The 19,768-nt window shown below is 34.1% G+C and carries 25 protein-coding genes and 2 pseudogenes; 12 read left to right on the top strand and 15 right to left on the bottom strand.

Annotated features, from left to right (window positions below; all coding sequences use genetic code 11):
* From BFP75_RS04730 to BFP75_RS22275, 9 genes and pseudogenes are all read left to right on the top strand, one after another.
* A complete protein-coding gene (locus BFP75_RS04730; RefSeq protein ID WP_099543805.1) occupies window positions 1-333 on the top strand; it encodes a heavy-metal-associated domain-containing protein in 333 nt (110 codons plus the stop codon).
* 82 nt (window positions 334-415) lie between these two features.
* The gene (locus BFP75_RS04725) at window positions 416-643 is read left to right on the top strand and encodes a hypothetical protein (protein WP_099543803.1); all 228 of its coding nucleotides are present in this window, start codon (window positions 416-418) and stop codon (window positions 641-643) included.
* Window positions 644-697: 54 nt separating this feature from the next.
* Window positions 698-1,327 carry a DUF2652 domain-containing protein gene (locus BFP75_RS04720; RefSeq protein WP_099543801.1) on the top strand — a complete coding sequence of 210 codons (630 nt, stop codon included), beginning with the start codon at window positions 698-700 and terminating at the stop codon, window positions 1,325-1,327.
* A gap of 60 nt (window positions 1,328-1,387) precedes the next feature.
* Window positions 1,388-1,996, top strand: a complete 609-nt coding sequence (gene merB / locus BFP75_RS04715; protein WP_099543799.1) for an organomercurial lyase — start codon at window positions 1,388-1,390, stop codon at window positions 1,994-1,996.
* A 52-nt stretch (window positions 1,997-2,048) separates the two neighbouring features.
* Window positions 2,049-3,782: a mercury(II) reductase gene (merA, locus tag BFP75_RS04710; RefSeq protein ID WP_099543797.1), complete on the top strand. Its 1,734-nt coding sequence runs from the start codon at window positions 2,049-2,051 to the stop codon at window positions 3,780-3,782.
* 73 nt (window positions 3,783-3,855) lie between these two features.
* A pseudogene (locus BFP75_RS04705) lies at window positions 3,856-4,754 on the top strand (dihydrolipoyl dehydrogenase family protein); the annotation flags it as partial.
* Between the two features lie 33 nt (window positions 4,755-4,787).
* On the top strand, window positions 4,788-5,228 hold the full coding sequence (locus tag BFP75_RS22675; protein WP_240531703.1) for a hypothetical protein: 441 nt from the start codon (window positions 4,788-4,790) through the stop codon (window positions 5,226-5,228).
* An 18-nt stretch (window positions 5,229-5,246) separates the two neighbouring features.
* Complete coding sequence (locus BFP75_RS04695; RefSeq protein ID WP_099543790.1) at window positions 5,247-5,624, top strand: YHS domain-containing protein; 378 nt, start codon at window positions 5,247-5,249, stop codon at window positions 5,622-5,624.
* A gap of 72 nt (window positions 5,625-5,696) precedes the next feature.
* Window positions 5,697-5,975: pseudogene (locus BFP75_RS22275) on the top strand (cation transporter); the annotation flags it as partial.
* 6 nt (window positions 5,976-5,981) lie between these two features.
* Here BFP75_RS22275 and BFP75_RS04685 read toward each other — a convergent pair.
* The 12 genes from BFP75_RS04685 to BFP75_RS04630 form a co-directional block, all read right to left on the bottom strand.
* A complete protein-coding gene (locus BFP75_RS04685; RefSeq protein WP_099543788.1) occupies window positions 5,982-6,644 on the bottom strand; it encodes an ATPase in 663 nt (220 codons plus the stop codon).
* Entirely contained in the window at window positions 6,628-7,347 is a 720-nt protein-coding gene (locus BFP75_RS04680; RefSeq protein ID WP_099543786.1) for a hypothetical protein, read from the bottom strand. The genes BFP75_RS04685 and BFP75_RS04680 overlap by 17 nt, the downstream gene beginning before the upstream one ends.
* A gap of 3 nt (window positions 7,348-7,350) precedes the next feature.
* Complete coding sequence (locus BFP75_RS04675; RefSeq protein ID WP_099543784.1) at window positions 7,351-7,635, bottom strand: helix-turn-helix domain-containing protein; 285 nt, start codon at window positions 7,633-7,635, stop codon at window positions 7,351-7,353.
* A gap of 321 nt (window positions 7,636-7,956) precedes the next feature.
* Window positions 7,957-8,793, bottom strand: coding sequence for an RteC domain-containing protein (locus BFP75_RS04670; RefSeq protein ID WP_099543781.1), 837 nt, complete (start codon window positions 8,791-8,793; stop codon window positions 7,957-7,959).
* Window positions 8,794-9,050: 257 nt separating this feature from the next.
* Window positions 9,051-9,968 (bottom strand): helix-turn-helix domain-containing protein, encoded by a 918-nt coding sequence (locus BFP75_RS04665; protein ID WP_099543779.1) that lies wholly within the window; start codon window positions 9,966-9,968, stop codon window positions 9,051-9,053.
* Between the two features lie 9 nt (window positions 9,969-9,977).
* Window positions 9,978-10,463 (bottom strand): asparaginase domain-containing protein, encoded by a 486-nt coding sequence (locus BFP75_RS04660; protein ID WP_099543776.1) that lies wholly within the window; start codon window positions 10,461-10,463, stop codon window positions 9,978-9,980.
* Between the two features lie 127 nt (window positions 10,464-10,590).
* Window positions 10,591-10,962 carry an ArsR/SmtB family transcription factor gene (locus BFP75_RS04655; RefSeq protein WP_099543774.1) on the bottom strand — a complete coding sequence of 124 codons (372 nt, stop codon included), beginning with the start codon at window positions 10,960-10,962 and terminating at the stop codon, window positions 10,591-10,593.
* 157 nt (window positions 10,963-11,119) lie between these two features.
* A complete protein-coding gene (locus tag BFP75_RS04650) occupies window positions 11,120-12,334 on the bottom strand; it encodes a site-specific integrase (protein WP_099543772.1) in 1,215 nt (404 codons plus the stop codon).
* A gap of 851 nt (window positions 12,335-13,185) precedes the next feature.
* A complete protein-coding gene (locus BFP75_RS04645; protein WP_099543769.1) occupies window positions 13,186-13,539 on the bottom strand; it encodes a nuclear transport factor 2 family protein in 354 nt (117 codons plus the stop codon).
* Between the two features lie 16 nt (window positions 13,540-13,555).
* Window positions 13,556-14,176 (bottom strand): SRPBCC family protein, encoded by a 621-nt coding sequence (locus BFP75_RS04640; RefSeq protein WP_099543767.1) that lies wholly within the window; start codon window positions 14,174-14,176, stop codon window positions 13,556-13,558.
* 20 nt (window positions 14,177-14,196) lie between these two features.
* Window positions 14,197-14,700, bottom strand: coding sequence for an SRPBCC family protein (locus BFP75_RS04635; RefSeq protein WP_099543765.1), 504 nt, complete (start codon window positions 14,698-14,700; stop codon window positions 14,197-14,199).
* Between the two features lie 154 nt (window positions 14,701-14,854).
* A complete protein-coding gene (locus BFP75_RS04630; protein WP_099543762.1) occupies window positions 14,855-15,361 on the bottom strand; it encodes an SRPBCC family protein in 507 nt (168 codons plus the stop codon).
* 193 nt (window positions 15,362-15,554) lie between these two features.
* On the opposite strand from BFP75_RS04630, the gene BFP75_RS04625 reads away from it, so the two are divergent.
* The 3 genes from BFP75_RS04625 to BFP75_RS04615 all read left to right on the top strand — a co-directional run bounded on the left by BFP75_RS04625 (window position 15,555) and on the right by BFP75_RS04615 (window position 17,879).
* Window positions 15,555-16,433: an RNA polymerase sigma factor gene (locus BFP75_RS04625; protein WP_099543759.1), complete on the top strand. Its 879-nt coding sequence runs from the start codon at window positions 15,555-15,557 to the stop codon at window positions 16,431-16,433.
* Between the two features lie 64 nt (window positions 16,434-16,497).
* Window positions 16,498-17,241 (top strand): alpha/beta hydrolase, encoded by a 744-nt coding sequence (locus tag BFP75_RS04620; RefSeq protein ID WP_165776542.1) that lies wholly within the window; start codon window positions 16,498-16,500, stop codon window positions 17,239-17,241.
* Window positions 17,242-17,354: 113 nt separating this feature from the next.
* Window positions 17,355-17,879 carry a DinB family protein gene (locus BFP75_RS04615; protein WP_165776541.1) on the top strand — a complete coding sequence of 175 codons (525 nt, stop codon included), beginning with the start codon at window positions 17,355-17,357 and terminating at the stop codon, window positions 17,877-17,879.
* Window positions 17,880-17,890: 11 nt separating this feature from the next.
* Here BFP75_RS04615 and BFP75_RS04610 read toward each other — a convergent pair whose 3' ends face one another.
* The 3 genes from BFP75_RS04610 to BFP75_RS04600 all read right to left on the bottom strand — a co-directional run bounded on the left by BFP75_RS04610 (window position 17,891) and on the right by BFP75_RS04600 (window position 19,767).
* A complete protein-coding gene (locus tag BFP75_RS04610; protein ID WP_099543753.1) occupies window positions 17,891-18,079 on the bottom strand; it encodes a helix-turn-helix domain-containing protein in 189 nt (62 codons plus the stop codon).
* 201 nt (window positions 18,080-18,280) lie between these two features.
* Window positions 18,281-19,393, bottom strand: a complete 1,113-nt coding sequence (locus BFP75_RS04605; RefSeq protein ID WP_099543751.1) for a DUF2652 domain-containing protein — start codon at window positions 19,391-19,393, stop codon at window positions 18,281-18,283.
* Window positions 19,384-19,767 carry a hypothetical protein gene (locus tag BFP75_RS04600; RefSeq protein ID WP_099543749.1) on the bottom strand — a complete coding sequence of 128 codons (384 nt, stop codon included), beginning with the start codon at window positions 19,765-19,767 and terminating at the stop codon, window positions 19,384-19,386. Before BFP75_RS04600 ends, BFP75_RS04605 begins: the two co-directional genes overlap by 10 nt.
* Between the last annotated feature and the right edge of the window lies 1 nt (window position 19,768).

Raw genomic sequence — 19,768 nt, 5'->3', positions numbered from 1 at the left:
ATGAAGAAATTATTAGTATTACCAGTTCTAGCATTGTTTTTAATATCTTTTCAAGCAAATGCACAAAGCAACAACAAAGAAGTTCAAAAAGAAGTAACTAGTAAAGATGTTAAAACGGTTACCTTAAAGCTTACTGGTATCACCTGTGCAGGTTGTTCCAATGCTATTTACAATGCATTAAAAGAAGTAGATGGTGTTTTAGAACATTCGGTTGAGTACCCTGGAGATATTGCTGTTATTGAGTTTGACGATTCAAAAACAAGTATCAAAGCCTTAAAGCTTATCATAGAAGAGAAAGGGTTTAAGGCAGAAGTTGTCAAAAATAAAGTTTGACCTAAAGAAAATTCCCCGAAGAGACTTCCTCGGGGCAATTTTATTTTTTTGTATTTAAGCATTTAATTAAATACTTTATAATATGAAAAACACAAATAAAGAATTGTTCAATCCGGACCACTTGGATTGTTGCATAGAAATTGGAGATTGTGAATTGCAAAATCCACCAAAAGAATTAATTGATAAACTTATTGGACAGCCCATCAGTGACTGTAAAAAAATTATTGAAGAGTTTCTTAAACCTCAAGAAAAATTAGTTATAAAATTTAAAAAGAAAATAGGGTTTAAAACTCAAAATGATAATCGCTAGTTAGCTTTTAAATGGACTGAAAATACAGTACTTAATTTAAAAAAAGATATCAAAATGGAAGTTTGTCACACCAGTAACCCAGCACTTATTCTTATACCAGATATTAGTGGGTTTACCAAATACATTGCCACTTCTGAAATTAGGCATAGTCAGGAAAAAATTGCACTATTGCTCGAATCAATTTTAGAAAATAATATACTAAATTTTAAAGTGTCTGAAATCGAAGGCGATGCTATTTTATTTTACAGTTATGAATTTCCATATTCAGCAACGGAAATCATTAATCAATGTCAATTGATGTTCGACAAATTCCATCAGAGAATAGATGAATTTAAACTATCGAAATGTATGTGTGGGTCTTGCCAAAAACTGTATAAGCTTTCATTAAAATTTGTACTCCATTTTGGACAACTTGGTTCTGTAATGGTAAAAGACTATTGTAAACTCTTTGGTAAAGATTTAATAATAGCACATCGGCTTCTTAAAAACAAAATTAGCTCAAATGAGTACATACTTTTCACGGAAAATTTTAGCAATCAATTTCCACTTATAGGCACTCATCTTGATAACCATACGGAATTGGTCAACGACATTTTCAATTTAGAAGACATCGGTGATATTGGTATTACTTATTTCGATTTGAAGGCATTAAGTTTAAAGAACAGACAAGGTACGACTTGTTAAAATGATCAGCATTTTCTTCGTGCGGAAAATGAAATAAACATAATCTAAATTATATACAAAATGAAAACAGCAAAGCAATATTTGGGCAAACAATTAAACACCATGTTATCTGAAATTCAACTTGATGATAATAATTTTATCGTGAATGTCCAAAGGGAATTACTTAAAGGCAATCCACTGCCAAAAACAACATTTTATGCACTTATCGATGCAACTAAAGAGAAAGCTGATTCACTGTTGGAATTATTAGGAGAGCTAAATGAAAATAACCAAATTACAGCCTTTTCTGGTTTGTCGATCACACCTACTAACCACAAGTTTATAGTGCAAGGCAAAACACTTTATACTTGGTGTGCATTAGACGCTATATTGTTTACCGAATGGCTGGATGTTTCGTCCCAAATTATATCTCAAGACCCAATTGACAATTCTATAATTGAGTTGAATATTGACTGTGATCATTTGGTATCATCTAATCCGTATCCAATATTTCTCTCTTTGGTTGAAAAAATGGACTCTTGCAATATCAGAGGCTCCTTCTGTAATCACGTTTCTTTTTTTGCAAGCGAACAAACCGCAAAACAATGGCTTGACAGCAATGCAAGTGGCAAGATATTAACCTTGGAAGATTTGTTTGAATCGAATAAAAATGGCTTAAAATGTTGTTAAAAATAATAACCTATATTTATTAAGCACCACATAAAAACAAATCATTTTTAATATGAAGAATTTATTTAAAAAGAAAAACGAGTTATCTCAAAAAACAGAAACTGTTTCATTACAGATAGAAGGAATGACCTGTAGTGGCTGTTCATTACATATCGAAAAGGATATCAATAAAAAAGATGGTATTCTAATCAGTTCTGTGAACCACGAAACTGGTAAAGGAGAATTTACTTTTGATACTGCCAAGTTGAATAAAGAGGAATTGATTAACGCTGTAAATAGCATTGGTAAGTATACGGTTGTTAAAGGCAATGAAAAAGAGGATTGTTGTGATTCAATTTCGGATAGCACGACAGATAAAGCGTCCAACAAAGGAAAAAATCAATTCGATTTAATCGTAATTGGAGGTGGTTCTGCTGCATTTTCAGCAGCCATAAAAGCTGAAAGTTTAGGACTCACAACACTAATGGTTAATGGTGGATTAGATTTTGGTGGCACTTGTGTTAATGTTGGCTGTGTACCTTCCAAAAATTTAATCCGTGCGGCTGAAACGGCTTACCATACAACACATTCTAATTTTGCAGGAATAAAACCAAAAGGTGCTGACATTGATTTTGCTCAAATAATAAAAGACAAAAAAGCATTGGTTGCAGCCCTGCAACAGCAAAAGTATATGGATGTTGTGAGTGATTTTGAAAACTTAACGATGCTAAAAGGATGGGCAGAATTTGTAAATAACAACACCATTATTGTTGATGGTAAAGACACATACACTGCAACAAACGTTGTTATAGCAACAGGTGCAACCACGAATATTCCAAATATTGAAGGATTAAATGAAGTTGGGTATTTAACTAATGTGTCCTTATTCGATTTGGAAGAAAAACCCAAAAGCTTGACCATAATGGGCGCAGGTTATATCGGATTGGAAATGGCAATGGCATATAATCGTTTAGGAGTAAAAGTACGTATCATAGAATTTACCGATAGGCCTTTACGAAGTCAAACCGAAGACATTACTGATGTTTTAGTTGAACAAATGAAAAGTGAAGGGATTGAAATTCTTCCAAATTTTAGAGCTTTTAAATTTGAAAAAGAGGGCAACGATACTATTATTCATTGTAACTGTCCTGATGGTTCTACAACACAAATTGTTGAAAAAGGACATATTGTTGTTGCTACAGGAACCACGCCAAACACGTCTAAATTAGGTCTAAAAAAAATAGACCTAAAATTATCAGAAAGAGGGCATATTGTGGTTAATGAAAAAATGGAAACTAATATTTCCAATATTTATGCAGCTGGTGATGTCACTAATACACCGCCATTTGTGTATACAGCAGCAACCGAAGGCAGTACAGCCGTTAATAATGCATTTTCATTATCAAAACAAAGTGTAGATTATGCATCCTTACCATGGGTAGTATTTACAGACCCTCAAATTGCAGGTGCTGGCATGGATGAATATGAAGCCGAGAAAGAAGGTATTCCTTTTGAAGTATCAAAATTAGAGTTGTCTCACGTTCCAAGAGCATTAGCCGCACAAGACACAAGAGGGTTTATTAAACTGATTCGCAATACTGAAACAGATAAATTAATTGGTGCAAGAATAATAGCACCAGAAGGTGGCGAACTAATTCAACAATTAAGTATGGCTATTAAATTTGGTATTACTGTAAAAGATTTAGCCGAAAGTTTCTATCCATATCTAACTTTAGGAGAAGGTATTAAATTAGCAGCAATAACTTTTGGAAAAGATGTATCTAAATTAAGTTGTTGCGCTAGTTAAAACATTTGAGATTGTTTTGAAAACAAGAATATACATAATTGACTTTAGTGTAGCTTAAAAGAGCAATAATATTATGAAAAAATATGATTTTATTGTTATTGGTGGTGGAATGGCTGGAATGCCAGTTGCCAATAAGCTTGCCTACAAGGGATTTACAACTGCATTAATTGAAAAAGATTTATTAGGCGGGACTTGTTTAAACAGAGGATGTGTTCCTACTAAAACAATGCTCTATTCTGCTAAAGTGGCACAAATTGTAAAAAATTCTGAACGATTTGGGGTGATTTCAGAACAGCCAAAAATAGATTTTCTTGCAATTGTAAAGCGTAAAAATGACTTAATAGAAAAAATTAGGTCAGGAGCCTACAAGCAAGTAAAAAAAAATGAAAATTTAGATTTAATAGAGGGTGAAGCAAAGTTTGTGTCAAAGAGCATCATAAAAGTATCTGATCTGGAATACGAAGCTTCAAATTTCATAATAAATACAGGAGCTATTCCAAATATTCCTCAAATACAAGGTTTAGAAACTATAAACTACCTTACAAATGATGAGATATTAAACCTTAAGGAACTTCCAAAATCATTAGCCATTTTAGGAGGTGGATATATAGCAGTTGAGTTTGCTCAAATGTTTTCTCGTTTTGGAACAAATGTTCATATAATACAAAGGTCAAGCCGTCTTATCAATAGAGAAGATGAAGAAATAAGTGAAGAACTTTTAAAGGATTTAAATTTGAAAACATTAAAGTTTACTTGAATGCAGAAACAAGCAAAATCTCTAAAAAGGTTAGAGGAATACAAGTAGATTTCAAAGAAAAAGAAATCAGTAAATCTATAGAAGTTTCTCATTTATTAAATGCAACAGGCAGAATATCAACAGCTAAATTTCTGGATATTAGTAATACAGAAATTGACTTGGACGAAAGAGGATTTATCAAAATTGACAATAATTATAATACAACGCAACCAAACATTTGGGCTATTGGAGATGTAACTGGAAATCCAATGTTTACACATGCTGCAAGAGATGAATCCGAGCAACTATACCAAGCAATTACAAAAAAGTCAGAAATCATTAAAAAAATAATTCCTTATGCAATATTTACTGACCCGGAAATTGCATCTGTTGGTTTAACAGAAAAAGAAGCTGTTGATAAAGATTTTGCCATTAAAATAGGCAAGCAACCTTTTAGTCGTGTTGCTCGTGCATTAGCGATGGGCACATCTAGAGGATTTGTGAAGATTATTGCTAATGAAAAAGATGACACTATTCTTGGCGCTCAAATTATCGGAGAAAGTGCAGGTGAACTAATTCATGAATTTGTTTTAGCAATGAATAATAACATCAAATTTCGAGATATTGCAAAAAGTATTCACATCCATCCCACTTTGGCAGAAGGCGTTAATTCTGCGGCTGGGGGTGTCCATAAACCAGCTGGAACATAAAAAATAAACTATTTAATTATGAAAACAAATATTTGCCCTACATGTGGGTGTTCTCTGGTAAGATTGGGAATTAGTGAAAATAAAGCCAGTAAAGGTTCTTATAACGGAAATGAACTTTATTTCTGTTGTGATGGATGTACCGATTTGTTTGTAAAGGATCCCGAAAGATATATTGAAGAAACAAAAGATTTGATAGTATGCCCTACTTGTTTAGCTGAAAAGACTCTTACATCTGCTACTAAACTTAATGTTAATGGACAGGATGTATATTTTTGTCATTGTCCACATTGTATGGACCTTTATAAAAAAGCCCCAGTATTTTACATTAATCGTCTTGAAGGGAAGATACATAATGAAGGAATATTAGGTCATGATGGTTGTTGCATTGGTACATAAGTAAAAATTATTGAAATGGCATTCGAAGTTTGTAAAAACAATAAATCTATAATTAGTCCTACATTAATCATTATTCCCGATTTTTCTACAATAATTAATGTTTCAATTTTTGCACTTATTGCGAACGGCTTATGTCTTTAAATTTTACAAAAGTCAAACAGTAAAGAAGAGATACATATGAAAGCGAGTATGATTTTTACCTCGAACGATGTTATTATCAATTTGGGAGTTATAACCGCAGGAGTTTTGGTAAATTGGTTAAATTCAAATAAGCCTGATTTGATTATTAGAACAATAGTTTTTGTCTTGGTAATTAAAGGTGCGTTTCGGATTTTGAAATTAGGCAAATGAACCATTCTATTTTCTCTTATCCCCAGCTTCTTTATCAAAAGCAATCAAATTAAACAGTTCTCGCATTCGGCTGCGAACGCGGTTACCATAGCGTACTTCTAATTCTTCAGCATTGAGGTTGGTGGTTGCGTGGGTTTTGATTTTCTGTTTAGTATCAAGGAAGAGTTCATATCGAGATAAGAGTACTTCGCCCATTACATTTAAATCTTTACCATAAAATCGTCCGGCAGGTTCAATGCCTAAATCATCAAAGCAGAAAAGTTTTGTGTTTCCATACTCTTCAATGGTCTTAAAACCAAGATGGTTAAAACTGAAGGTCACATTTCTGCAAGGAATCATTTCATAAGGTCTTTGCATCGGAACAATATATCTCAATAATTTCATTAAGCTAGTTTTTCCGCAGCCAACGGGTCCGGAAAGTAAGATGCCCTTATCGATGTCAATTCCATAGGTTGTGCAATTGGCTTTATCCTTGATGAAATATGAACAGAGCTTTAGAAGTATCTCTCTATCTTCGTCATAAATTCTGAACTTTTTGCCAAAAAGCAGTTTACCTTTAGCGTTCAGGTAAATTAAGATTTTTGGAAAATCGTAGAGCACACTTTTACCATCAAATTTTCCGAGCGAATATTCCACACCACCTTCGGTAATTTTAGAGGGGTTGTCCATAATCTTTGTTTTTAGTGGTTCGCAAGTTGTCCTTGATTTGGGACGCTTGTTTTTTGTTTGAATCAATTTTATCATCGAACAATTCTGTTCTGTCCATCCAATTTGTGGCTAGAGCTCGCCAATCACGAATTGCTTGACCATCACTTGTTTGCCAGTTCCGAGTTTCATAGTGCTCAAAGAACTTTTTTCCCTCATCTACATCAAAACCATTTTCTTCAAAAAAATCAATAACCGCCTGCCTGCCTTTTGGCTGTTTTATATAGTTTTCTTGTTTGGTATTGTTTGTATTAGATACTAATACTTGTCTATTTATGGGATGGTGCTGTCCCACAACAGGTTCACGTATGGGATGGTACTGTTCCGCAAGCTGTTCTAATGTGGGATTGTACCGTCCCAAATTTGGTTCACTACCTGTCCCAATAATGGACATCTTGATTTTACTTCCTTTGTATGGATTGTTAGATGGAAAATAGCATAGGTAAAGCCACGAGTCCAAATCCGTAACACAGCGATGGTATGTGGATTTTGAACCTATTTTAGCACAGCGCATTAAATCTCTACGATTCACGTAAAACTCGTCTGCAAAACGACTACTGTTCCATTCTTGAAACAGCGCCATATAAAGACTAATATGGGTGGGATTTAGGCGGTCATCAAAATAGAACTTTTCAAAAGCCGCGTTGAGTAGCTTTATATAATTCATTATTTAGGAATTTGAACCGTGCTGAACACGGTTGGAAGTCATTATGTTTTGTATTTCCTCGGCATCGTAGTAGATAATACCACCAACTTTAGTATAGGGTAGAGTGCCATTGATGCGAAGGTTTTGTAAGGTACCTGGGCTTACCTGAAGTAAATCCATAACCTCAGAAGATTTGAGGTATTTTTTGAGTTTCCCATTATCTTGTTTAGATAATATTTTTTTAATGTCATCGAGCAATTCTAATTTGAAGTCTCGAAGGTCGTCTGTTGTAATAATACTTGCTGGCATAATAGAACGGTTTTATGGCAAGGGACTACCTAATCACTTTCAACTAATTTGATAGCCCCTGACCTGATTTGACTTTCGTTCTACAAATTTGAATAGCTTTAATGGATTTTATTCCCCAGTACAACCGTACTACGGTTAAAATTTAACATTTTGAAATTTCAATTGTTTTAGTAGTGTTTAAGCGTGCTTTCGTAACTAACAGACCTTGAAATTGTATCAAAATTTATGAAAGACAACTGCGGAATACAATTACCGTAGGTCAACCTTAGTACGGTCTTTTTTTAACATATAAAAGAAGGAACGAATGATAACAACTAGCGACTATTCCTCGCTTTTGTCCATTTCCGAAAGAAGGGAAGCCGTCAATTGGTCGAGGAATAATGTTCGGCTATTTTTACGATTTTTGATGTCCTGAAATGTTTTGTAGATTTCCTTTGGAGTAAAGTCGAATACTTCTTGCAAAATTTTAGATAATTTAATAATACTTAGACCCTTTTGTTTCGTCATTCCAGCAGCACTTAGTGAATATAGAAGTTCAACCCAGTCTGTATTTGTGAACGGCCAAGGAATTTTTTCTGTAGGTTTTATAGTCACACTATTTCCGTTCACTCTACTTTTAATAGAATGTTTCTTTTGGTCCATATAGTTGATAAGAGATATATAAGCCTTGAACTTTCCTAAAAGCATATCTCTCGGTGTACAAAAATCAGGGTCTTGAAAATAGAATTTGGAAGTAGTAATATGATAAATATCAAGATGCTTTCTGGTGTAATAAGCTTTGTCAAAGTGGGTTGCACCAGATTTAACGTATTGGCCGAAATCAAGGTTATAAAGAAAAAAGCGATTTAATTTACTAATCTTCTTTTTTACAAATTTTAATTGTGCAGCTCTGTCTGCTTTGGGAAATTGAATTTCAAAAGAATGAATTTCTGAGAAATATATAAGTTTAACCAATGGCACTTGTTTTATTTTTTTGAAGAAGATTATTTCATTCTCAACACTTTCAAAATCATTGGTCAGAATGTTTCTTTTAAAAACAGTAAGCAAGTTTCTACTTAACTGAATAGAACGATAGGATTGTTCCAAAATCGGTAGATTTTCGAGACTTATCTCGTCTAATGTCACGAGAAGATTTTTGCCTAACATTTCTAAATCCATTTGCAGCCATAAATACAGTTAAGCCCAACAATATTGGGCGCAGTCTTAGTTTGGGTGGATTAGTTGTTGTTAGAGCTCTTTAGTTAGCGAATGCGCAGGACAGGTACTTTGTTAGGAGAACTTTTTACGACAAGGGACATCTAAAGAGCTACTGAAATATAATAACATAATTTTGAATGAAGGATATTTTATTCCGTAGATATCTACGGAATGAACCGTATTTTCCTACGGTAATCGCTCTGGTATTAGGAACAACGCTACTTCGACTTTTTTCGATATCGATTAATAAATTGTCTTCTATTTTTTACACCTGTTTTTTTGTAGATATTTGAAGCGTGTTTGGAGACGGTGCTTTCAGCAATGAATAAATCCTTGGCTATTTGCTTATAACTGAGATTGCTTAGAATGGACAAGGTAATTTCTATTTCCCTTCTTGTCAAGTTTTCATAAATTATTTTTGTGTCTGCTGAGTGAATTGCCTGTTCTTTACTCATAGCAAATACTTCGTACATCTTGGTCTTATTTTCCAAGAAGTATAGGTGTCTGTCAATTTCAACAATGGTTATGGCATAAAAAGCCGCATTCATAACGGTAAAAGTCAACCATTGAAAATCCCCGATTAAGGTCAATATAGGTAACAATGCAATACTTGTAACGCTAATCATCGATAACCTATTACGACGTAATATGTATTCATTTGGATTATTTGGATGTGAAATTCTTTCATAAAACATCCCCAAAAAAACAAAGGCAAGAACCGAAATAGGTATTGTAAAAAGTAACCTTGAAGAATCTAATGAACAAGTAAAGAAATAGGGAATTAAGAAGAGAATAATAAAACTACCAGAAGTTAATATAGCCAAGTTCCTAATGGAAGAATTGTACTTTAATACTATGATATCATATTCTTTATAGAGGTAGTAAACTATATAAACACATAAAGCTATGGCAACGCCATAGGTTATGATGTATTGAAGAATAAGAGGGCCAGGAAAATCCTTTACAGGCAAGAATCCACCTGATAGATTATAAGTAATGAATAAAATACCCAACGATAAAAATCGTTTATAGCCACTTGAGTCTTTTCGGGTAGAATAGTAGAGCGTGAACAATACAATGACCGTATCCAATAAAAGATAGAAAAAAGTAGTCCAATGTATTGATGTTCCAAACATTTATCTTTTTCATTGCTGCTCAAATTTGTTGGTTTCTAAATTTTTTGTTACGTTTTCCCAATGAAATATGGTGCCGTTCATTGCTACATATACATCTGGTTTTAGAAATTGAACTGAGCATATTGCGTAACCTAAATTAAATGGAGCATCTGTATTATTGGATGTGCCTAAAACAAATGAGCCAACCAAGACTATCGTTTTCTTTAGGTTAAGTTTTCCGATATATTTTGCGGTATCTTCCATAGTGAAAGTACCGTGGGTTAATATTATTTTTTCTGTTCTCGTAGCTTTAATTTTATCAACCAAAAGCCGACGGTCATCATCTGTAATAAAGCGACTATCTTTATTGAATGCTTCTTCAATAGTATAATCGAATTTTACATTGGCCGAATTAAGAAAAGTCTTAATCGATATACCTACTTCATTAGGAGCATTTTCTTTTTTATTATAATCTAGCCCCTCTATGGTTCCACCCGTTGTTATAATATGTATCATAATTTATTAGGTTCTAATTTGGTTTAATAGGGTATACCGATTATTTAAAATAGTATCATCACCTGTACTGGCAATGTGATTTTTTGAATCTGCAACTTAAAAATCAATAGTAAGCACAGTTTTTTTATTATACAGCTATCTTATCAGATTGAATATTATTTAAAATATTCATCAGCATACTACTTCTTTGTGCATTAATAGAATAAAAGAGTGTCTGCCCTTCACGTCTAGAAGTAATTAGGTCGACATCTTTCATTTTACGAATATGTTGAGAAATTGCAGGAACACTCATTTTTAAAATATCTGAGAAATCACAGGGACATAGTTCTTTTTCTTGGTTGAGAAGAAAAAGAATTTTTAGCCTTGTTTCATTACCTGCGAGGGAAAAAATCTTACCCATTTCACTAATTGTTTTTGAAGTTTTATCCAAAGACTCTCGACAACGTGATATCTGCTTATGGTCGGCTTCAGCTCTTGTACAGGTTATTTCAAGTTTCATAATTCAACATTTGATGTAAAAATAAAATTATATAATTATCTAAGCAAATAATTAAATATATTTTAATTTTTTTGACGATTTTTTAAAAATTTGAAATGTGACGAATGCTTTCAGTTAAAACTGATGTGAAGATTAAAATTACGAATAATTATGTCGCTTAAAAGTTGACTACACTATCCAAGGCATCATCTGCATCTTTATGGATGAAGTTGGCTTGGTAATTAATGGTGGTTTTTAAATCTGTATGACGATATAACTTTTGAAGCATTAAAGGGTGGATATTATCTGCGGCAATATTGCCAAAAGAATGACGTGCAATATGCATTGTTACCTTTTTTTGAATACCTGCTCTTTTCGCAATTTTCTTTAGATGGTCGTTGAACTTTTTATTTGCGACTTTCTTCTTTCTATAAATATCTTTCGCATCGGTTAAATCTGCTTTTTTCATTTCTGGAAACACAAAATCATCATCATTCATTCTGTCCGTTATATACTGCAATAAAATTTTTTCAACCTTACTGGGTATTTTTAAGGATAACAATTTTGAATTCTTACCCATTCTGTAATGTAGTCTGCCATCATAAATCTGGGACCACCTTGTAAATAGAACATCCGAAACACGCATTCCGGCAAAATAGAAGCTAAACAGCCAAACATTTAAGGAATGTTTTTCCATACCCGAAAGCTCGGAAACATTTTCAAGGGCTTGTATTTCTTTTCCTGTAAGTCCCGTTTTGGTAGTTTCAGGAAACTTGATTTTAAATTTACCTGTCCCAAACGGATATAGTTCTTTACTTACTACCTTATCCTTGATTGCCCGATTAAAAAGTAATCGAATTAAAACCATAACATTCATAGCAGTAGTTTCGGTAAGCGAGCAAGTCCCTTTTAGATAGATTTTGAACTTTTTGAGAAAACGCTCATCAATTTCTTGAAAAGTAAGGTGTCGGGCTTTGCAATATTTCTCAATATAACTGAGCCAAGCTGAATCCGTAGAATGGCGATTAATTTTATTTTCTGCTTCCAGAGCTTCAAGATGTTCATCTGCAAAATCAAAAAAAGTCAGCTTGGAAGTTGGCTTGTAAATTTCCTTTTTAATTTGATGTGCCGTTGCATCCTTGTTATTGGTCTGTAAAATAATTAAACCTTTTCTGGCTTCTGAAAGCTTTGAGGTTAATAGATTGTTCAGACTTTCTGCATTTGGATGTGATTTCTTTACCTTAAGATTTTTTGTGTCCCAATCTTCTAGTTCGATATAGTGACCTATGTGTTTATACGTTGAACGACGGTCTTTAGTTATCCTAATAGCAAGAGGATATAGACCTTTTGAGTTGGGCTTTTTACGAAGAATTATTTTTGCACTTGTTGACATTATGAACCTGTTTTGAGTACGAAAGTCAAATCAGGTACAACATTTTGTCAAAAATTCACCTTAAAGATACGTCTTTATTAGAACTTTTGGGTACAACATAGGTACAACAAATGTTGATATCAACTGATATTAATTGACTTTAAATAAAATGACTGATAACATAAATCATTGAAAATGAGATAATTTATGCTTTATTGGTGCAATATATACCAGACTTAGGATCTGGTGCCGCGAGGTGTGGGAGTTCGAGTCTCCCCGCCCGCACTTTTTCAACTGTAAATTTACAGTCATAAAACCTCTCAGAAATGGGAGGTTTTTTTGTTTGGGTACAACATAGGTACAACATTTTGATTTTTTAGTAATAGGGATATAATCTGCTGTTGTTTAATGTGAAATGATACGAATTCTTATTTTTAGAAAAATATTGAATAACTAATTATTAAATAATAGATTATTTTTTTCCTATAAAATCATAAAAACGAAATTAAATAATATAAAGCCCTTTATACCATCAGGGAAAGATTTTAAAGAATCAAAGAAACTATTTATAGATCTTGGGCTTTATATAGAGTGGGAAACCGATGGTTACATTGGATTTTGTCGAGACTCAATTCGATTCATTCTTCAAGATTATGAAAACAAGGAATTGGCTAATAATTTAATGATTCAGGTCGAGGTTGAAGACTTGGATACCTTTTGGATAGAATTACAAGATAAAAAGCTTACAGAAAAATTTAAAGTAAGATTGAGAGAGCCTACTAACTTTCTTTAAATACACCAAGGCAATTTTAGAAACTAAAAAGCCACCTGCAAAATGCTGGTGGCCTTGATATTATGAGGGAGATTCCTCTTTAGTAAAAAAACTGTTCGCTTAGAATTTTACCATCGCTCAATTCATAAACAATAAGTTCATCAAGTGACATTTGGTTTCCATCTTTTAGTTTTGCCGTGAGCTTGTAGGGAATGGCAATGTGTTTACTGGCTATAATGGCATCACCCACTTCCATAGATTCTACTCCTTCTAAATGCTCGCTCATCGCAGCATCTTTAGCCTTAATTGCTTCAACACCCTTTAAATCTGCAAAATACTCAGATTGTGGTTCGATGTGATGCGCATCGGGATGGAATAATTCGTCATAAACCTCATTGAATTTTCCTTCTCTTAAAAGGCTTACTAATTTGTTTGCTACTTCTTGATTTGTCATAACTATTTTTGTTTTTCTATTCTGTTTTTATCAATGTTGGCTCTGGATAGTTGTCTTTTATTTCTTTGTATTTTCCAGTTCCACCAGTAACTCGTTCTCCGGTTTCAACATAGTGTTTGAGACCTACTAATGTTCCCTTAAGTTGCTTTTTGAAAGAGCCTTTTGCGATAAAACCCATAAAAGCAGGTTTGGTACGAAACTGAAATTCATAAGATGCCGTCGATGTGCCATCTCCGTTATCTTTTACTCTATAAAAAGCTTGTGAATTGTCAAAGTTTAAGGGTAATTTTTTACCATCAAAAACCACATTACGCATTATCATATTTTCATTATCTATCTCGACAATACGCTCGTGAGACCATTGTGTTTCTTTCTCATTGAAATTACACTTACGTTCAGCACCAAGTTCTCCCTTCAAGGACCCATTGGTGTATTCAGATGTATAGATGTAAGGTGAGAAATTTGATATCTCCCCATAGTCCAGAACCATTGCTTCCCAAACTCGTTCTGCTGGTGCATTGATTTTAAGTTCTACGTGAACTGTTTTAAAATTCTTTTTCATCGACTGCGCGAAAGAAAATGTGGAGGCCAAAATTGCAATGGCCATAGCTACTATTGTTTTGTTTTTAAATTTCATTTTTTTCTGATTTTAAATGGTTATGCGGCTTTGTTGCCCTTCTTTTTGATGTATTTAGTGTCCGACTTAATCTTTGCTTCGGATTGTTTGCCAGTCTCTATGTAATATTTTAAGTCATCTATGGTCTGATGAATGTCTTTTCGCATTTTTGGTTTTATCATCCATCCCATTAAGATTCCGGGAATCGTTGCAAGAGTAGCATCTAGATTCATCGTGACCTCTGAGGTATTGACACTAGTAGATTTTACTCTCCATTTTGCGGTTGCAGCTTTCATAATAAATGGAGTGTCATCTAGATGGTATTGGAGTTCCATCTTTTCTTCGTCCACGTGGTCTATAATCTCGCTTACATCGCCAAACGAAGTCGAGCAGGTTCTTCCTTCGTATGGGGAATTATCGACGTTTCTTATTTTGGATTCGTTTACCGTACTTGCCCAATCGCAAGCATCTCCATAATTTGTGTATAGCACTTCCCAAACTTTGCTGGCAGTGGCGTTCACTTTAAGTGTTTTGTTAATTTTCATTTTACGTTTGTATATTATGCTTTTGAGAAAGCAGATTTATTTGTTCGTTACTGCTTTGATGCTGAAAACACTACAGTGTGACAAGTCTTAAAAGAAACTATAAAAAATGCCCACCTTTATAGCGAGCATTTTAATTTTAGGGGAAATATATTAATTAGGCATCATTAGCCATATTTGTTACAATCTCTGTTAATGAAGATTTCATAAAAGCCGTAAACTGCTCCTCGTTCATCTGTGGATTTTGTATAAATGACTCATAATTGGACCACCATACAATCATTGACTTATTGTATCCCAGATCTATCACTTTAAAGTTGTTTACAAGACCTTTAACAGGAACACCTTCTACAACCGCGTAAGTGTATGTTCTGTTAGTATCATCATAGGCAAGGATACTTTCTTTAAACTGACTTTTTCCATCTGGGGCAGTACACACTCGTGTTGCACCTGCACCATATTTACCTGTCACTTTCACATTGCTTACTGCCTTTGTGTATTTTGCAAAATCAAGATTCCTTACGATTTTCCAAACATCGTCTGCACTTTTCTCAACAATTTGAGTGTGTACCAACTTTGCATTGGCATTTTGAGCGGTTACTTCTGTGTTTCCTATACCAAGTATAAACAAGGCTATTAAGGATAACGATTTCAATTTTTTCATTTTTACTATATTTTAAAAGTTATACCCCCTTTGATTCAGAAAAAGTAATTGTGTGACAACCTTTGTTTTCATTGTATTGCTTTGGCAAAAGCAGAATTTTAAAATGTTATATTATTATGTAATTAATTTAAATCTTCAAATGAAGTGGTCACACCTAGTTCATTTTTGCATCTAATTGATAAATAAAACTATTATGGACAATCCTTTTTTAAAAGAATATACTGGGGACAAGACCGATATGGAGTTGGTTACAGGGGCTAAGAATGGTGATAAAAAAGCCTTGGAAGAACTACTTCTAAAACATCAGCCTTTTATTTACAATGTGGCTTGGAAAATGGTGCGCCATCCTGCAGACGCAAAAGACTTGACCCAAGAAGCACTTATTAAGATTGTCACCAATCTGTCTATGTTCAAAGGGAAAAGTAAGTTTTCGACCTGGTGCTATCGTATTGTGGTCAACCATTTTTTAATGTCAAAACGCAAACCTAACGAAGAGGTGTTTACCAGTTTTGAAGCGCACGCTATAGGCTTAGAAAATACGCCAGATACAGATATGACTGAAGCCGAAAAGAAGGCTAATGAAGCACTTATAAAAGAGATGAATTATTCTTGCATGAGTGGAATGCTGTTGTGTTTAAATAGAGACCAACGCTTGGTGTACATCATAGGAGAAATGTTTGATGCAGACCAAAATATAGGTTCCGAAATTTTAAATATTTCTAAGGATAATTATAGAAAACGTCTTTCTCGGGCACGTAAAGATATGTTTAACTATATGAATAATAAATGTGGCCTGGTAGATAAAAGTAATCCTTGTCGATGCCATAAAAAAGTTCAGTTTGCATTAGATAATAAGTTTATAGATGCAAAGAATTTATTGTTTAACCGCAAGGAACATGCCAGTTTTAAAGAAGTTATAAAACCGGATGCCGATTTTATGTTGGAAACCGTAGAACACAAATTTGATGAATTGTATCGCAAAATGCCCTTTAAACAGAATTTTGACAAGAAGACCTTTATAGAAGATATTTTAAGCGATAAGAAGATTAACAGGGCGATGCGGTTGAATTGATGGCTTTTTATTTGAGATTGTCACACCGCACAGTTTTATGCATCTAATAGTAAAAGCCTATTCATTGAAAACTAATTTTCACATCATTACCCTGTCCTTCTTTTCATTAATAATGTGCAATCTATGCGCAGCTCAAGTTCCAGATAATGAAAAAAAAGTAATCATTGCTAGCAAAATCCTTGCAGAAAATATTTCCATAACGACATATGATAGCGCCCCTGAAATTGAAATTAAACCGTTTGTTTACATTACAGATGGTCAAAAAATGATTGAAAATGGCACATTGGATATCATAAAAGAACTTACCATTAAAGGTCAAATACCTAAAGCGAATTATGTGTTTGTAAGTACAATTGATGCCAAGACAAGCCAGGATAAACGCAATACTTATTTTTTCTGTAACGAAAAATATATGCAGTTTTTTGAAAAGGAGTTGGCACCAACTATTGAAAGCCAGCTTTCGCGAAAGCTAAAACCCAAAGAACGCAGTTTGATTGGTATTTCCTTTGGAGGTCTCAATGCGGTTTATTTTTCTGGTAAAACCGAATTGTTTCAGAACTATGCATTATTATCCCCAATTACCTATCCCTGTAAAGAAGCGCTGTCATCAATAGCATTCTCTGAAAATGAAAATTTAAACATATTCATTTCCACAGGTAAGAACGATGCCGAAAATTATGTTGGGCCACTTACACAATTGTATAAATCAAAAGGATATACAGTTGAAAATCTAGAAACGGAAGGTGCTCATGATTTTAATAACTGGAATGGACAGATGGAACAGATGTTGAATAAGCTTCTAAAATGACACAAATCGTTATGAAAATAAAATACTTAATATACACGATACTGCTATGTGTAACCGGAATTGCTTCGTGCCAGAACAAAAAAGAAAATGGACAAATAAAAACAATAGAACGAATGCCTAACTCACTAATTAAACAGTTGACTCAACAAGAAAGAGACCCACAGATGATGTTCTATCTAGAACAGAGCGTAGATGGCGTGACTGTCTCTGAGATACTCCAGAATTCTGAAGAGGTTATGATTGATTTTATAGAAGCTATTCCAGAAGAAAAGATTTCCTACAAATATGGATTCGGAAAGTGGACTGTTGCCCAAGTATTGCAGCATATCATTTCCTATGAACGTATAATGACAGAGAGTGGGTTAAAAATTGCTGGTAAGAAGGTGGAAGACCCAATAGGATATTACAATCAAATAACCACTGCTAGAGTAGAAAAAGATATTACCAAAACCGAACTACTAGAACGATTCAAAAATGTAAGAAAACAAACGATTAAGACCTTTGCCAATTTTTCAGAGGAAGAACTCAAGATAATGGGCATACATGAATCGTTTCCAGCATCCCCAAGGACACTGGTATTGTGCATCTCTGGGCATCAGCAACACCATTTTGAGGTGATTGAGGAAAAATATTTATAATTTTTACCTTATCAGCTAATCAGTTCTATATAGGCTAGGTGGTACTTCGTAGCTTTTTTGAACAGTTTATGAAAAATACCTGGGTCATTGAATCCACAGTCATATGCGATTTCTGAAATAGATGCTTGGGAATTCCTTAATAGTTTTTTTGCCTTATCCAATCGTTTGGAATCAGCTCCCTCGTCGCTGAATTCGACCACATGATTGACGCCAGATGTCTATTTACCAATACCACCGTAGTCTAAGGCAAGAGCATTCCATACTTCGTCTATGGAGCATCTTTCAATTTTATAGGAGGCTTGAAAGGAGTTAGAATAATAGGTCAATCCATTGGATAAAAAGACCAGAAAGAAGTAATAGCGTGGTGAGCTGTAAAGAGAGACCTTTGAAGGGATATGAACTTAATAGTTTAGAAGGGATTTGCTGTTAGTCTTATTTTGATTAACCAGTCTTTCAAGCTTATCGATAGCTGCGATTAACCCTTTTGAGATTTGATTTTTAGCGATTGTAGCCATTAAGAGTTTTTGTAATAAAGTACGAGTCGTCCAGTATTGTTCTACTTTGAGTAGTGTTTTATCTTCCCCTTTAGGTTCTAAAATGTAAAACAGGTATAATTTATCTACTGGTGATGGGTCGGTGGTTAACTCTCCATATATCAATTGGTCAATGGGTACATCCTTGATGACAGTGGTGAAGTTGAAGTGCTTACCATTGATAACGCATACGTGTTCAGTGCCTGCACGGGTTACCTCGTATTCATTAAACTTAAATTCTTCAACACCATCTATCCACAAATGGCGATGTCTATAATTAGTGAGCAATTCAAATAGTTCGTAGGGGTCAATGTTTAATTCACGTTCCAACACAAAATCAGGTGGCCTATCAGTAATTACAATTTCAGGTGGTTCAAAACCTAATAACTTTAATTTTTCTACCTCTATTTCTGCAAAAAGATAGGAGATGGGTTTACCGTCGTAACTATTCTCGCTTTCGCGAAATTGGAATAGCATACTTTGATAACTTGATTGCAATCCTATTTCGCCAGCCAGCTCCTTACTTACCAAAACATAATTATCACTCTCAATAGAATTTTTGAGGAGTCTATGCGCTTGAATGACCGATTCACCAAACGGCTTGCGATTGCCCTGTACAGTCATAAACTGAAGCTCTCCGCAATGCAGTACAATTTTGAGTTCCAAATCTGGAGCACTGGCACAAGCACGACACGGACAAATTCGATTGGTTTCCATCATTTTAAGATGACTGTAAAACGCAGTGTACATTGTTTCGACTTGGGCTAGCAACTTCTCTTGGGACGGAATATGATTTTCTTTATAAAAGAATAAAGCATCACCTTCCACTTCGGCCAATTTTAAGTTTTGTGTATTGGAGGAAATGAGAACTTCCAATAATTCGGCAATAACGTGTTCACAGTGTTGTACCTCTGTGGTCTGTACAAAGTGTGTGAAGCCTGAAATATCGGGTATAAACAAAAGTGATTTTACTAAAGCCATTTTTCGATTCTGTATTTAAATTGATGAAATCTACTCTTGGCCTGAAATGTAAGGTACCGTTGCAATATCACTTTATGTATTATTCTGGTGAGCGAATATTTAGCAAGATACCTGTATCTAATTTCGGAATTGAAATGAGTACGTTCTTCCGTACTCTTATCACGGTGAAGTGATATGGTAAAATGGACATTTTTTAGTCCCTTACATAAGAGCTTATCGTTCAGTTTTGCGTGATATATATTATCAGTGGTAGAAAATTTAACCTCCGAAATGTTGCCCATACCACTAAAAACAGTAAGACCTTCCAATAATGCCTCTTTCACAACCCCTTTTGGTCTTTCGATAGTACTGTTTATGTGAATGGTCGTAGGCATT

It is taken from the genome of Maribacter sp. 4G9, from assembly GCF_002742265.1.
GTDB lineage: Bacteria > Bacteroidota > Bacteroidia > Flavobacteriales > Flavobacteriaceae > Maribacter.
This window is presented reverse-complemented; position numbering and strand designations above follow the sequence as displayed.